Raw genomic sequence first — 12,834 nt, forward strand, 5'->3', positions numbered from 1 at the left:
CGATCCGATTGACCCCGGCGCCGCCCTCGCGAGCGGTGCTTCCTGCTTCACAGCCCGCTGCCGCCAGGCGACGCCCTGAGGGCGCACCAGGCGGACTGACGCAGGCTCCACAGATTGCGGTTGCTGAACCCCTTCTGCTTGCGGTGCAGTTCCTTCTGAAGCCGTGCCAGTCTTGCTTCGTACTTCTTCAGCAGCCGCGGGTGATCCACTGTGTTGCCGTCGTCCAGCGTTACCAGGGCGGCCAGCCCGAGGTCGAGGCCGACGGCCTTCGGAGCACTCGTGCCGGGGACGAATGCGACGGGCAGCTGCGCGATCCGCTCTTCTACCAGGACGGACAAGAAGAAACGGCCCGCGATCGCGGGTCACAGTCACCTTCACCGGCATCACGCCGGCCGATAGCGGGCGCGACCAGCGGATTGCCAGATCCGCCGGGCCTCCTCGCCCGTGATGCGCGCCATCGCCTCCCCCTGCTGATCCGATCTTCGGAACGGCACATCAGTCCGTTCAGCGAACAGGTGGATGAGTGGTTACGGTCCTCGGTGGAACTTGATGGCCTCGGGAATCGGCTGCTGTGTAGAGTGATGGCGGCTCCGCGCGCGAGCGTTCGTGCGTGTGTGTCGTGCCGCCTTAGCTCAGTTGGTAGAGCGCCGCCCTTGTAATGCGAAGGTCGTCGGTTCGATTCCGACAGGCGGCTCCGTCCCAGGTCAGCGCACTGCTGGCCGAGGGGATTCGTACAGCGAAGAGGGCTCCGGGTGGTCACCCGGAGCCCTCTTCGCGTTCCTCCCCGCCCTGCGGCTCTGGCGGAAGGGGACAGTCCTTGGCGGAGATCTGACAGTTCTTGTCAATTGCCGGACACCGGTCTGTCCGAGGGGTGCCTAGCGTGAATCGCCACCACCCCCATGCTTCTTGGCAGAAGGAGACCGGCATGTCCACCTCGCGGCGTGAGCTGCTCAAGCTTGCAGTGGCCACCGGCGGCGCGCTCACCGTCAGTGGGCTGCTCGTCCACCGGACCTCGGTGGCCTCCGACGGTGGTGGTCAGGTGCCCGCGGCGGCGGCCGTCGGGCTGGCGCCCGTGGCCGCGCCGTTCCAGGTGGCGATGCCGGTGCCTCCCGTGCTGCGGCCGCAGTGGATCAGCGGGACCACCGACTACTACAGCCTGCCGGTCAAGCCGGCCTCGGTGGAGATCCTTCCCGGGCTCTCCACCCCCGTGCTGACCTACGGCGGGATCTTCCCCGGGCCGACGATCAAGGCCCGTTCCCGGCGCCGTACCGTCGTCAGCCAGCGCAACGAGACGCCGAGCGGGACCTCGATGCACCTGCACGGGGCCGTGACGGACCCGGAGAACGACGGCGGGCCGATGGATCTGATCGCGACGGGCGGCGAGCGGAAGTACACCTATCTCAACCCGCAGGTGGCGGCGACGCTCTGGTACCACGATCACGCCCACCACCTGGAGGCGGAGCACGTCTACCGGGGCATGGCAGGGGTCTACCAGCTGACCGATGCCAACGAGGAGTCGCTGCCGCTGCCGAGGGGCGCGTACGACGTGCCGATCGTGATCCGGGACATCGCGCTCAACGAGGACGGCAGTCTGTTCTTCAGCCACGACTTCTTCACCCGGAAGCAGATCCTGGTGAACGGCAAGCCGCAGCCGTACTTCAAGGTGGACGCCCGCAAGTACCGGCTGCGCGTCATCAACGGGTCGAACCTGCGGCCGCTGGACCTGAAGCTGTCGGACGGCGGGGAGTTCGTGCAGATAGCCTCCGACCGGGGGCTGTTGCCCGCTCCGTACACGACGACGCGGCTGCCGTTGTCGCCGGGTGAGCGGGCCGACATCATCGTCGACTTCTCCCGGTACGCGCTGGGCACCAGCGTGGTGCTGGAGAACACCATGCTCGCCTCGCCGTCGACGAAGGAGATCATGCGGTTCGACGTGGTGCGCAAGGTGGCCGACTTCAGTTCCGTTCCGGCGCGGCTGGCGGAGCTGCCGGCGACCGAGGAGCCGGTGAACACGCGGACCTTCGCGATGTCGATGGATGCGGCGGGTACCGGGTTCATGAACGGGAAGGTGTGGGACGCGAACCGGGTCGACACCACCGTGCGGTGGGGTGACACGGAGATCTGGGAGATCAAGAACCTGGATGCGCAGATCCCGCACAACTTCCACATCCACCTGGTGGACTTCCGGGTGCTGGACATCAACGGTGTGCCGCCGGTTCCGGGTGAGGCGGGTCTGAAGGACACGGTGCGGGTGATGCCCGGTCAGACGGTGCGGATCCTGGTGTCCTTCAAGACGCCGTATGCCGGGCGGTACTACTACCACTGCCACCTGATCGACCACTCGGCGATGGGGATGATGGCCAACTTGGACATCGTCCGCTAGGTGTCGGGTCGGGTCGCGTCGTGCCGCGTCCGGCTGTCCTTCAGTGGCGGCCGGAGAGGCGGTCGGCCAGGCGGGCGAGCGGGGTGGTGTCGGGGGTGTGGGTGGCGGTTTCGCGGCGGTCGGCCTCGCGGTAGGCGGCGTAGAGGGCGTGGACGCCGAGCCAGCGGAGGGGTTCGGGTTCCCAGCGGCGGACGCGGTGGTTGACCCAGGGCAGGGTGGTGAGTTCGGTGGGGCCGGCCTGGCCGGAGTCCTGCTGGACGAGGTCGCGGAGGGTGCGGGCGGCGAGGTTGGCGGTGGCGACGCCGGAGCCGACGTAGCCGCCGGCCCAGCCGAGGCCGGTGGCGCGGTCGAGGGTGACGGTGGCGCACCAGTCGCGGGGGACGCCGAGGACGCCTGACCAGGCGTGGGTGATGTCGACGCCGGTGAGCTGGGGGAAGAAGGCCGTCAGGAGTTCGGTGAGGGCGGTGATGGTGGCGGGCTGGGTGCGGCCGTCGTTGTCGGTGCGGGAGCCGTAGCGGTAGGGGACGCCGCGGCCGCCGATGGCGATGCGGTCGTCGGCGGTGCGTTGGGCGTACATGTAGGCGTGGGCCATGTCGCCGAGGGTGGCGCGGTCGGTCCAGCCGAGCTGTTCCCAGGTCTCCGGGGGGAGGGGTGCGGTGACGATCATCGAGGAGTTCATGGGGAGCCAGGCGCGTTTGTGGCCTTTGAGGGCGGCGGTGAAGCCTTCGGTGCAGCGGAGGACGTAGGGGGCCCGGACGGTGCCGTAGGGGGTGATGGCGCGTTTGGGGGCGATCTCGGTGACCGGGGTGGATTCGTGGATGGTGACGCCGAGGCGTTCGCAGGTGTCGGCGAGGCCGGTGGCGAGTTTGGCGGGGTGGATGCGGGCGCCGTGGGGGGTCCAGGAGGAGCCGACGGCGTCGGCGATGTTGATGCGGGCGCGGGTGTCGGTGGCGTCGAGGAGGATGCGGTCGGTTTCGCCGTAGGCGGTTTCGGTGTCGTGGAAGGCTTTGAGGCGGGTCAGCTGGGCGGGGGTGCGGGCGACTTCGAGTACGCCGCCGCGGTGGATGTCGGCGTCGATGGATTCTTTGCCAGCGGTGTCGATGACTTCGGTGACGGTGTCGTTCATGGCCTGTTGGAGGCGTTGGGCGGCGTCGTGGCCGTGGAGTTTGGCGTAGCGGTCGCGTCCGGCGATGCCGTTGTAGAGCCAGCCGCCGTTGCGGCCGGAGGCGCCGTAGCCGCAGAACTTCTGTTCGAGGATGGTGATCCGGAGGAAGGGGGCGGCCTGTTTGAGGTAGTAGGCGGTCCAGAGGCCGGTGTAGCCGCCGCCGACGATGACGACGTCGGCGGTCGCGTCTCCGGTGAGGGGTGCGCGGGGCGGCGGGGTGCCGTCGGTCGCGTACCAGAAGGAGATGCCGCCGTTGATCGTCGCGCGTGTCATGGGGGAGTTGGTACACCGGGTTCCGTATGTGTGTCCAGGGTTGAGGACTGCGTTCGGATGCGTTCTGGTTGGTGATCCGGGCTGCCGGAGGGAGAAACCGCGGGGGCTTGGAGAGGAGTGCGTTTTAGGGTGCGTGCATGATTCGAAACGCCACCGTTGCCGATGTGCCCGTCATCCATGCCCTGATCCGTGAGCTTGCGGAGTACGAGAAGGCGCCGCACGAGGTCCGGTCCACGGAAGACCAGCTGCGCGAGGCGCTGTTCGGGGAGCGGCCGGGGGTGTTCGCGCATGTCGCGGAGTCCGGGGAGGGTGAGGTCGTGGGCTATTCGATGTGGTTCCTCACCTTCTCCACCTGGCGCGGCGTGCACGGGATCTATCTGGAGGACCTGTATGTGCGGCCGGAGGTCCGTGGTGGCGGGTACGGCAAGGCGCTGCTCGTCGAGCTTGCGCGGACGTGTGTGGAGCGGGGCTATCAGCGGCTGGAGTGGTCGGTGCTGGACTGGAACGAGCCGGCGGTCCGGTTCTACGAGTCGCTGGGTGCCCGGTCGCAGGACGAGTGGCTGCGGTACCGGCTGACGGACGGGGAGCTGGCGGAGCTCGGGGCGGGCCGGTGACGGCGGCGGGTGAGCCGGGGCCGAGGCCGGGGTCGAGGGCGGGGGCGGGGGCGGGGGCGGGGGCGGTGTCGGCGGCGAAGGCGGGGCGGAGGCCGGGGCCGAAGGCGGTGCGGCGGCCGGAGGTGCGGCTGCCGGAGCTGGTGGGGTTCGGCGGCGGCGGGCTGGAGCCGGACGGGGACTACGACGGGCTGCTCTTCGACGGGCTGGACCTCGCCGGGCAGGAGGGGGCGGGTGCGCGGTTCTTGGACTGCCGGCTGAGCGGCTGCGGGCTGGACGAGGCGCGGCTGGCCAGGGTGCGGTTCCTGGACTGCGTACTGGAGGGGGTCCGGGGGGTGGGGGCGGACCTGTCCGATGCGGGGTTCCGGGACGTGGAGCTGGCCGATGCCCGGCTGGGCGGGGTGCAGTTGCAGGGGGCGGTGCTGGAGCGGGTGCTGGTCCGGGGCGGGAAGATCGATTATCTGAATCTGCGGGGGGCCCGGCTGAAGGACGTGGTGTTCGAAGGGGTGGTGCTGGTCGAGCCGGACTTCGGGAACGCGGTGCTGGAGCGGGTCGAGTTCCGTGAGTGCGTGGTGCGGCGGGCGGACTTCAGCGGGGTCCGGATGACGGACGTGGACTTGCGGGCGGCCGCCGAGCTGGACATCGCGCGGGGCCTGGACCGGCTGGCCGGGGCGGTGATCAGCCCGGCGCAGCTGCTGGACCTGGCTCCGGCCTTCGCCGCGCACCTGGGGGTACGCGTCGAGCCCTAGGGGTGTCTTGTCGATCGGGCCGGGCTTGCGGTGTCCGGTGCCGCGCCTCGCGGGCTTGCGGGCTTGCGGTGTCCGGTGCCGCGCCTCGCGCCTGGGGCCCTTTTACGCCGGGACGCGGGGGAAGCGGGACTGAAGGGTCCAGATGACGGGGTTGTCGGCCAGGCCGTCGTGCATGTCGGTCAGGTCGGCGATCAGGTCGTGGAGGAAGTCGCGGGCCTCGCGGCGGAGCAGGCGGTGGCTGAAGGTCAGCGGGGGCTCCTCGGCCGGCATCCAGTCGGCCTCGATGTCCACCCAGCCGAACCGGCGCTCGAACAGCATGCGGTCGGTGGACTCGGTGAAGTCCAGCTCGGCGTACTGCCGGTTCGCCGAGCGGCTGCCGCGCGGGTCCTGGTCGAGCTGCTCGACGATGTCGCAGAGCGCCCAGGCGAAGTCGAGGACCGGCACCCATCCCCAGGCTGTGGATACTTCCCGGTCCTCCTTTGTGTCGGCGAGGTAGACGTCCCCGCAGAACAGGTCGTGGCGCAGCGCGTGGACGTCCGCGGACCGGTAGTCGGTCTGCGGGGGGTCGGGGAAGCGCCGGGAGAGGGAGTAGCCGATGTCGAGCACGTATCCGATGGTGTCACGCCCGGGGCGGGGCGGCGGCCGCCGGCCGTCGGCGGGGGGCCTTGCCAGGGCCTGGACCTGGGCCGGGTCCTGGGCCGGGGCCTGGCTCTGAGCCCAGGCCTGGGCCGGGGCGGGGCCGGAGGCCGCGTGCCGGAACCTGGGCCTCAGCCCCGACCCGGGCTGGGACCTGGGCCGGGACCTGGGTCTGTGCCTGGGCCTGGGCCTGGGGCGGGGCGGGGCCAGGACTTGGGCCGGGGCCTGGCTCTGTCCTTGGGCCTGAGCCGGGACCTGCGCTGGGACCTGCGTTGGGCCGGGGCCGGGATTTGGGCCGGGGCCTGGGCATGGTCCGGGGTCTGGGTCTCAGCCCCGACCCGGGCTGGGATCTGGGCTGGGGCCTGAGTCTGGGCCTGGGCCTGGGCCGGGACCTGCGCTGGGGCGGGGCCGGGACTTGGGCCGGGGCATGGGCCTGAGCCGGGGCCTGGGCACGGGCCGTCGGGGCGGTGTTATGGGAGCAGGCGTTGTTCCTTGGCCACTGCCACTGCGCCCGCGCGGGTGTCGACGCCGAGCTTGTCGTAGATCCGCCCCAGGTGCGTCTTGACCGTGGCCTCGCTGATGAACAGGGCGCGGGCGATCTCCCGGTTGCCCAGGCCGTGTGCGAGCTGCCCCAGGATGTCCAGCTCACGCTCCGTCAGGGTCGGCCGGGAGCCGCGCATGTGGGCCATCACGCGGCTCGCCACCGGCGGTGAGAGGGTGGTGCGCCCCTGCGCCGCCGAGTGGATCGCCGCGAAGAGTTCCTCGGGGCGTTCGGCTTTCAGCAGGTAGCCGGTGGCGCCCGCTCCGATCGCCCGGGTGATGTCGGCGTCCGTGTCGTACGTGGTGAGGACCAGGACGTGCGGCGGGCGGGGCAGGGCGGTGAGGCGACGGGTCGCTTCGACCCCGTCGATCCCCTCCCCGAGCTGGAGGTCCATCAGGACGACGTCCGGCTGCAGTTTGGTGGCCAGCGCGACCGCCTCCTCGCCGCTGCCGGCCTCGCCCACCACCTCGATGTCGGGCTCGCTGCCGAGCAGTGCCAGCAGGCCGGCCCGGACCACCACGTGGTCGTCGCAGAGCAGGATCGTGGTCATGGAGTCGGCTCCAGGGGCAGTGCGGCGGAGAGGACGGTGCCCTCGCCGGGGGCGGATTCGATGGTCAGCGTGCCACCCAGCTGCCGTACGCGGGCGCGCATCGCGGGCAGGCCGTGGCCGCGGTCGGTGCGGTCGCCGCGCCCGGTTCCGGCGGGGCGCGGTTCGGCGAAGCCGCGGCCGTCGTCCGCGATGTCCAGCACCACCTGGTCGCCGAGGTAGCTCAGGGTCAGTGCGGCCGCCCCGGCGCCGGAGTGTTCCCGTACGTTCGCCAGCGCGCCCTGGGCGATCCGCAGCAGGGCGGACTGGGTGCGGTCCGGGAGCGGTACCGGGGTGCCTTCGAGGTGGAACCGGACGGTGATGTCCGGTCCGGCGTCCAGGGCACGCAGCGCCTCGGTGAGTCCGGCGCCGTTGTCGAGTTCGCGCGGGGCCAGATCGTGGACGAGGCGGCGGGCTTCGGCGAGACCGCGGGCGGCGATCTCGGTGGCGGTCCGCACGTGCGCGCGGGCGGTTGCCGGGTCGGCGTCCCAGGTGCGGTCGGCGGCCTGGAGCAGCATCTGCTGGCTGGACAGGTGCTGGGCCAGGGTGTCGTGGATCTCCATGGACAGCCGCTGCCGCTCGGCGAGCGTGCCTTCGCGCCGCTCGGTGGCGGCGAGCTCCCGGCGGGTCCGGATCAGGTCGTCGATCAGTGCGCGCTGGGCGGTGGCCTGCCGCTCCATGTGGATGAAGACGGCGGTGGCGAGGGCGGCGACGGCCGGCGGGGCGAGCAGCAGATTGGGGTCGAACTGGCGGGCCAGCTTCAGCTGGGCGATCACGACGAAGACGGTGAGGAGGGCGACGAGGGCGATGGCGGCGCGTGGGGGGAGGGTGCGCAGGGCGGTGTAGAAGAGCGGCACGGCGCACCAGGCGAAGCTCGGGGCGAGGAGGACGAGGACCACCCAGGTGGCGACGACCAGGCCGAGCCAGAAGAGGCGGCGGGCGGTGGGGCGGGCGCCGAGGGCGGGGCCGAGGACGTAGAGCAGGGCCAGGGCGATGCTGAGGGCGAGGACCCAGGGGGTGCGGGGTTCGCCGGGGTGGCGGAGCAGGAAGCGGGCCACTGAGGCGCCGAGCAGGAGGAAGAAGGCGGTGTGCATGACGGCGGCGAGGGCGCGGGTCCGCTGTGCCCGGCCTGCCCCGGCTGCCCAGCTGCCGCCGGCCCCCCGGCTGCCGCCGGCCCCCCGGCTGCCGCCGGCTGCCCGGCCCGCGCCGGCCGTGCGGCCTGGCTTGGCTGCCTGGCCTGGCTTGGCCGCCTGGCCGGTGCCGGCTGCTGGGGGTTGCTGGCCTGTGGTCACGCCGGTCCTCTCCTTGCTGCGGTGGTGTCGCGTACGTACGTCCATCGTGCCGCGGTGTGGGGGTGGGGTCCGGCTGGGCGGGGCCGGGTGCCGAGCGGTGGCTCCGCCCCGCCCCCGGGACTCCGCCCCGGACCCCGCGCCTCAAACGCCGGCGGGGCTGGGATGGCTCCGGTCCGGCCCCTGCCGCGGAGCCTGGCGGGGCTGGGGGTGGCTCCGGTCAGGCCCGGGTCGCGGAGCCTGGCGGGGCTGGGGGTGGCTCCGTGCCTCGGGGTTTGGCCGTAGGGGTGGGTGGTCTCTGACCAGGGAACTCGGGACGGGAGGCGGGGCGCATCAGCCGATTGGATGACAGGGGGGTCGACCGGTACGCAGGTCAGGCGGAGCCGGTACGGGGACCGGGTCGGGGTGGGGGTGGCAGCAGGATCGGAGGTGCAGCAACGGAGTCCACACCCAGCCAGGGAGCAGCAGCATGAACACCCGTACCCGTGTCCTCACCGGTGCCGCCCTCGCCGTCGCGCTCGGCGCCGGAACCTTCGGCGCGGTCAGCGCCAGCGCCACCGCGGCCCCGGCGGCCGCGCCCGCCGCCGTCGCGAAGAAGGACAACGACGAGAACTTCACCACCACCACCCACCTCACCGTCGACGCCGCGACCCGCGCCGCCCAGGCCGCGCTGCACGCCGCCGAGAAGGAGAACCAGCGGGTGACGGTCGCCGTCGTCGACCGCAACGGCAACACCATCGTGACCCTGCGCGGCGACGGCGCCGGCCCGCAGTCCTACGAGTCGGCCCAGCGCAAGGCGTACACCGCCGTGTCCTGGAACGCCCCGACCTCCGTGCTCGTCGGCCGCCTCGCCCAGGCGCCGAACCTGAAGGACATCCCCGGCACCCTCTTCCTCGGCGGCGGCACGCCCGTCCAGGCCAAGGGCGCTCCGGTCGCGGGCATCGGTGTGGCCGGTGCGCCGAGCGGTGACCTGGACGAGAAGTACGCCAAGGCCGGTGTCGACGCCCTGGGGGAGTGAGTATCCGCAGGGAGTGAGTGCCCGCAGGGAGTGAGTGCCCGCGGGGAGTGAGTGCTCGCGGGGAGTGAGTGCCCGCAGGATCTAGGATCGGCGTGTGGATCACCGTGCGCTCTTCCGGTTCGCCGCCCCCTCCGCTGCCGCCCTGCTCGCCTTCACCACGGCGTGTACGGGTGGCACGGTGCAGGGGCGGCCCGGTGCGTCCGGGCTGCGTGATCCCTTCTTCCCCAAGGCCGGCAATGCGGGTTACGACGTCCGGCACTACGGCCTGGACCTGGTCTACCGGCCGGACAGCGGGCGGCTGGACGGCACCGCCGTGATCACCGCCCGGGCCGGGCAGGGCCTGAGTTCCTTCAACCTCGATCTCGTCGGGCTCGACGTCGAGGACGTGACGGTGCAGGGCGAGGGAGCCCGGTACAACCGGACCGGGCAGGAGTTGACGGTCCGTCCGGCCGAAGACCTTAAGAAGGGCGAGGAGTTCCGTACGGTCGTGCGGTATTCCGGGAAGCCCAAGGCCGTGGAGGATCCGGACGGGTCCGAGGAGGGGTGGATCCGGACCGGGGACGGGGCGGTCGGGGTCGGCGAGCCGACCGGGTCGATGGCCTGGTTCCCCGGCAACCACCACCCCAGTGACAAGGCCGCCTACGACATCACCCTGAGCGTTCCGAAGGGGTACGAGGCCGTCTCCAACGGGCTGTTGGCCTCGCGTGCCGACCGGGACGGGCAGACCGTGTTCCGGTGGCACTCGGCCGAGCCGATGGCCAGTTATCTGGCGACCGCGGCCGTCGGCCCGTACAAGATCTCGACCGGGACCACCGCCTCCGGGATCCCCGTGTACAACGCGGTGGTGCCGGGGCAGGCGGCGAAGAGCGCGGACGCGCTCGCCCGGATCCCGGAGATCGTGGAGTGGGGCAGCGGCCGGTTCGGGCCGTACCCGTTCGCCGCGGCGGGCGCGATCGTGGAGGACGAGGGGACGCTCGGGTACGCGCTGGAGACCCAGACCCGCCCGGTCTATCCGGGGGCGCCGACGGTGGACCTGGTGCTGCACGAGATGGCGCACCAGTGGTTCGGCAACTCGGTGTCGCCGAAGTCCTGGAAGGACATGTGGCTCAACGAGGGCTTCGCGACCTACGCCGAGTGGCTGTGGTCCGAGGACCACGGCGGGCCCACCGCCCAGGAGCGGTTCACCGCGTTCGAGGAGGGGGACACGGACGTGGACCCGGCGGCCGACTCCGACTGGGCCGAGTTCCCGCCGGCCTCCCCGCCCGGCCCCGAGCGGATTTCGGCCGATCCGGTCTACTACCGGGGTGCGATGGTGCTGCACCGGATCCGGCAGGAGGTCGGGGACGAGAAGTTCTTCGCCCTGGTCCGGGGCTGGGCCGCCGAGCACCGGCACGGGAATGCGAACACCGCCGACTTCACCGCCTACGCGCAGGCGAAGACCGGTCACGACCTGGACGAGGTCTGGGAGGTGTGGCTGTACGGGAAGGGGCGTCCCTCCACCTGAGCGTGTCTCCTTGATGGGCTGGTCAGTTGATCGGATACGACTGTCCGATTAGTGATCACTGATGCGATGTGGGAGTGGACCAGAGCCACAACCCGTAATAGAGCCAAGTCCAGATCGCAGACGTGTGGCGCCTCTGGAACAATCTCGCCAAAGGGTCGGCGATCCCTCGGCAGTCATGAGAATTGGTGGGTATACGCAGGCGAACTCGGCTGTCTGAGGGAATACCTTCATGTTGGAAAGATCACGTCCTTCCGTGGCGTGTTTTCTGCGGCATCCTCTACGACGTGATGTCACGTTCGAGAACGCCTACATGGAAAGGCAGCCGGTGAAGCTCACTAAGAGGATGACCGCGGCTTGTACGGCCGTCGCGGCGGCAGCGCTTGTCTTCGGCGCCGGTGGTGCCCACGCCGATACTGAGGGCTCTCTCCTGTCGCTCCTCGGCACGCCGTCAATCACCCTTGCCTGCTTCCCTTCCGGGCAGGTGGGGCAAGGCAACACCTTCACCGGAACCCAGAACGTCAACTGCAGTCAGAGTGCCACGTCCACCAGTACGGGCACGACGCCCTCTTCCGGTGTGCCGGGATACGAGGTCATCACGGAGAGGCACAACTGCGGGCCGAACACAACCGGTGAGTGCTTTGTCATCCTGGAATGCCCACCGGGTAAGAAGGCCACCGGCGGAGGCATCACGTACGACAACATCTCGACTCCCCCACCGTCGACGAGGGCGAACGGTCCCTTCCCGCAGGGGACGGACGACCCGGTCAGGTGGGTGCTCAGCGTCAACAACCCCTCACCCGATGGCTCCATCGATTGGTGGGCGTCGGTCATTTGCGTCAATGTCGACAGCTAGTAGTGCTTTGTTAGGTGGTGTCGTAGGGCTGCCATGGGATGGTCTGCCGGCAGGTAGGGCAGGTGCCGATGAGGGTGGCCAGGAGGTGTTGGAGGAGGTCCAGGGCCTGGTAGAGGGTCAGGCCCTGGCAGGGGCTTTTGGGTTCCTCCGCTGTTCGGTCAGGAACAGGTGGGCGGCGGTGACGAGGGTGACGTGCCGGTGCCAGCCGGTGAACGAACGGCCTTCGAAGTGGTCCAGCCCCAGGGCGGCCTTCAGCTCCCGGTAGTCGTGCTCGATCCGCCAGCGGGCCTTGGCCAGTCGGACCAGGTCCTTGGTGGGGATGTCGGCGGGCAGGTTCGAAATCCAGTACCTCACCGGCTCGTCGTGGCCTTCGGGCCACTGGGCGATCAGCCAGCTTGCGCTGCCGCCTCGGTGGCCTCGCCGCAGGCGGTTGCCAACCTGGTCGGACGGCTGCGGGATGACCGCGCGGATCCCACGTCGTCGCAGGTGGGACCGGATGGCGCGGGAGGAATAGGCCCGGTCCGCGAGCACGGCCAACGGCCGGGTGCGCGGCCTGCCGGGCCCGCCTCGTGGCACGCGGATGCCGGCCATGACGGCCTCGAAGGCGGGTGCGTCGCCGGCCTGGCCCGCGGTGACCGTCAGAGCCAGAGGCCGTGCACGACCGTCGGCGGCCAGGTGGACCTTGGTGCTCAGGCCGCCGCGTGAGCGTCCGAGGGCGTGATCGGCGGGCTCGTTGCGGCCTTCGGCCCCCTTTTGCGTGCTCCGGCAGCATGCTGATGGGCCCTGATGACGGTGGAATCGACCGAGACCGTCCAGCCGATGTCGTCATCGGCGTCCGCCGCCGCCAGAACGGCGGTCAGGACCTTCTGCCAAGTCCCGTCGACAGCCCATCCGACCAGCCGCTTGTGCGCGGTCTGAAACGGGCCGAGCTCTGCGGGCAGATCCCGCCAGGGCGAGTTGGTGCGGTACTTCCACGCGATGGCCTCAAGGGTGCGGCGGTGATCAGCCCACCGCCGCCCGCGAACCGGATCGGGCGGCATCAGCGGCTCGATCCGAGCCCACATCGCATCAGTGATCACCCATCGGACAGACACATCCGATCAACTGACCAACCCACCAAAGAGACACGCGCTAGTCTTCTGAGTCAGGAATTCTGTTCAGATATGAGGCGAGGCGTTCGAGGATCTCGTCGGCGGTCTTGGTCCAGACGTAGGGCTTCGGGTCGG

13 protein-coding genes and 1 tRNA gene are annotated in these 12,834 nt (G+C 70.7%); 7 read left to right on the forward strand and 7 right to left on the reverse strand.

Annotation, left to right across the window (positions count from 1 at the left end; all coding sequences use genetic code 11):
• Window positions 1–47: 47 nt before the first annotated feature.
• Window positions 48–338: a transposase gene (locus AB0447_RS23410; RefSeq protein ID WP_366478672.1), complete on the reverse strand. Its 291-nt coding sequence runs from the start codon at window positions 336–338 to the stop codon at window positions 48–50.
• A gap of 283 nt (window positions 339–621) precedes the next feature.
• On the opposite strand from AB0447_RS23410, the gene AB0447_RS23415 reads away from it, so the two are divergent.
• Window positions 622–694 (forward strand) — tRNA-Thr (locus tag AB0447_RS23415).
• 231 nt (window positions 695–925) lie between these two features.
• Window positions 926–2,383 (forward strand): multicopper oxidase domain-containing protein, encoded by a 1,458-nt coding sequence (locus AB0447_RS23420; RefSeq protein ID WP_366478673.1) that lies wholly within the window; start codon window positions 926–928, stop codon window positions 2,381–2,383.
• A 40-nt stretch (window positions 2,384–2,423) separates the two neighbouring features.
• On the opposite strand, the gene AB0447_RS23425 is transcribed toward AB0447_RS23420, so the two are convergent.
• Window positions 2,424–3,821, reverse strand: a complete 1,398-nt coding sequence (locus AB0447_RS23425; protein ID WP_366478674.1) for an FAD-dependent oxidoreductase — start codon at window positions 3,819–3,821, stop codon at window positions 2,424–2,426.
• A gap of 137 nt (window positions 3,822–3,958) precedes the next feature.
• Here AB0447_RS23425 and AB0447_RS23430 point away from each other — a divergent pair, with 137 nt between their 5' ends.
• Window positions 3,959–4,435 (forward strand): GNAT family N-acetyltransferase, encoded by a 477-nt coding sequence (locus AB0447_RS23430; protein ID WP_366478675.1) that lies wholly within the window; start codon window positions 3,959–3,961, stop codon window positions 4,433–4,435.
• Between the two features lie 65 nt (window positions 4,436–4,500).
• Window positions 4,501–5,181, forward strand: a complete 681-nt coding sequence (locus AB0447_RS23435) for a pentapeptide repeat-containing protein (protein WP_366478676.1) — start codon at window positions 4,501–4,503, stop codon at window positions 5,179–5,181.
• 102 nt (window positions 5,182–5,283) lie between these two features.
• Here the strand turns inward: AB0447_RS23435 and AB0447_RS23440 are convergent, their stop codons facing one another.
• The 3 genes from AB0447_RS23440 to AB0447_RS23450 form a co-directional block, all read right to left on the reverse strand.
• Entirely contained in the window at window positions 5,284–5,787 is a 504-nt protein-coding gene (locus AB0447_RS23440; protein WP_366478677.1) for a hypothetical protein, read from the reverse strand.
• Between the two features lie 500 nt (window positions 5,788–6,287).
• Window positions 6,288–6,908 carry a response regulator transcription factor gene (locus AB0447_RS23445; protein ID WP_366478678.1) on the reverse strand — a complete coding sequence of 207 codons (621 nt, stop codon included), beginning with the start codon at window positions 6,906–6,908 and terminating at the stop codon, window positions 6,288–6,290.
• On the reverse strand, window positions 6,905–8,038 hold the full coding sequence (locus AB0447_RS23450) for a sensor histidine kinase (RefSeq protein WP_366478683.1): 1,134 nt from the start codon (window positions 8,036–8,038) through the stop codon (window positions 6,905–6,907). Before AB0447_RS23450 ends, AB0447_RS23445 begins: the two co-directional genes overlap by 4 nt.
• Window positions 8,039–8,702: 664 nt before the next feature.
• On the opposite strand from AB0447_RS23450, the gene AB0447_RS23455 reads away from it, so the two are divergent.
• The 3 genes from AB0447_RS23455 to AB0447_RS23465 all read left to right on the forward strand — a co-directional run bounded on the left by AB0447_RS23455 (window position 8,703) and on the right by AB0447_RS23465 (window position 11,608).
• Window positions 8,703–9,251, forward strand: a complete 549-nt coding sequence (locus AB0447_RS23455) for a heme-binding protein (RefSeq protein WP_366478679.1) — start codon at window positions 8,703–8,705, stop codon at window positions 9,249–9,251.
• A 142-nt stretch (window positions 9,252–9,393) separates the two neighbouring features.
• Window positions 9,394–10,755 carry a M1 family metallopeptidase gene (locus AB0447_RS23460; RefSeq protein ID WP_366478684.1) on the forward strand — a complete coding sequence of 454 codons (1,362 nt, stop codon included), beginning with the start codon at window positions 9,394–9,396 and terminating at the stop codon, window positions 10,753–10,755.
• Between the two features lie 325 nt (window positions 10,756–11,080).
• The gene (locus tag AB0447_RS23465; protein WP_366478680.1) at window positions 11,081–11,608 is read left to right on the forward strand and encodes a hypothetical protein; all 528 of its coding nucleotides are present in this window, start codon (window positions 11,081–11,083) and stop codon (window positions 11,606–11,608) included.
• A 117-nt stretch (window positions 11,609–11,725) separates the two neighbouring features.
• Here AB0447_RS23465 and AB0447_RS23470 read toward each other — a convergent pair whose 3' ends face one another.
• Window positions 11,726–12,301: a transposase gene (locus AB0447_RS23470; RefSeq protein WP_366478685.1), complete on the reverse strand. Its 576-nt coding sequence runs from the start codon at window positions 12,299–12,301 to the stop codon at window positions 11,726–11,728.
• Window positions 12,298–12,687, reverse strand: coding sequence for an IS5 family transposase (locus AB0447_RS23475; RefSeq protein ID WP_366478681.1), 390 nt, complete (start codon window positions 12,685–12,687; stop codon window positions 12,298–12,300). Before AB0447_RS23475 ends, AB0447_RS23470 begins: the two co-directional genes overlap by 4 nt.
• Between the last annotated feature and the right edge of the window lie 147 nt (window positions 12,688–12,834).

Source organism: Streptomyces sp. NPDC051211, from assembly GCF_040689505.1.
Lineage (GTDB): Bacteria > Actinomycetota > Actinomycetes > Streptomycetales > Streptomycetaceae > Streptomyces.

Excerpts from the sequence above, each read along its gene's own strand:
- AB0447_RS23420 (WP_366478673.1), top strand. The coding sequence starts at position 926 with ATGTCCACCTCGCGGCGTGAGCTGCTCAAGCTTGCAGTGGCCACCGGC.
- AB0447_RS23425 (WP_366478674.1), bottom strand. The coding sequence starts at position 3,821 with ATGACACGCGCGACGATCAACGGCGGCATCTCCTTCTGGTACGCGACC.
- AB0447_RS23430 (WP_366478675.1), top strand. The coding sequence starts at position 3,959 with ATGATTCGAAACGCCACCGTTGCCGATGTGCCCGTCATCCATGCCCTG.
- AB0447_RS23445 (WP_366478678.1), bottom strand. The coding sequence starts at position 6,908 with ATGACCACGATCCTGCTCTGCGACGACCACGTGGTGGTCCGGGCCGGC.
- AB0447_RS23450 (WP_366478683.1), bottom strand. The coding sequence starts at position 8,038 with ATGCACACCGCCTTCTTCCTCCTGCTCGGCGCCTCAGTGGCCCGCTTC.
- AB0447_RS23455 (WP_366478679.1), top strand. The coding sequence starts at position 8,703 with ATGAACACCCGTACCCGTGTCCTCACCGGTGCCGCCCTCGCCGTCGCG.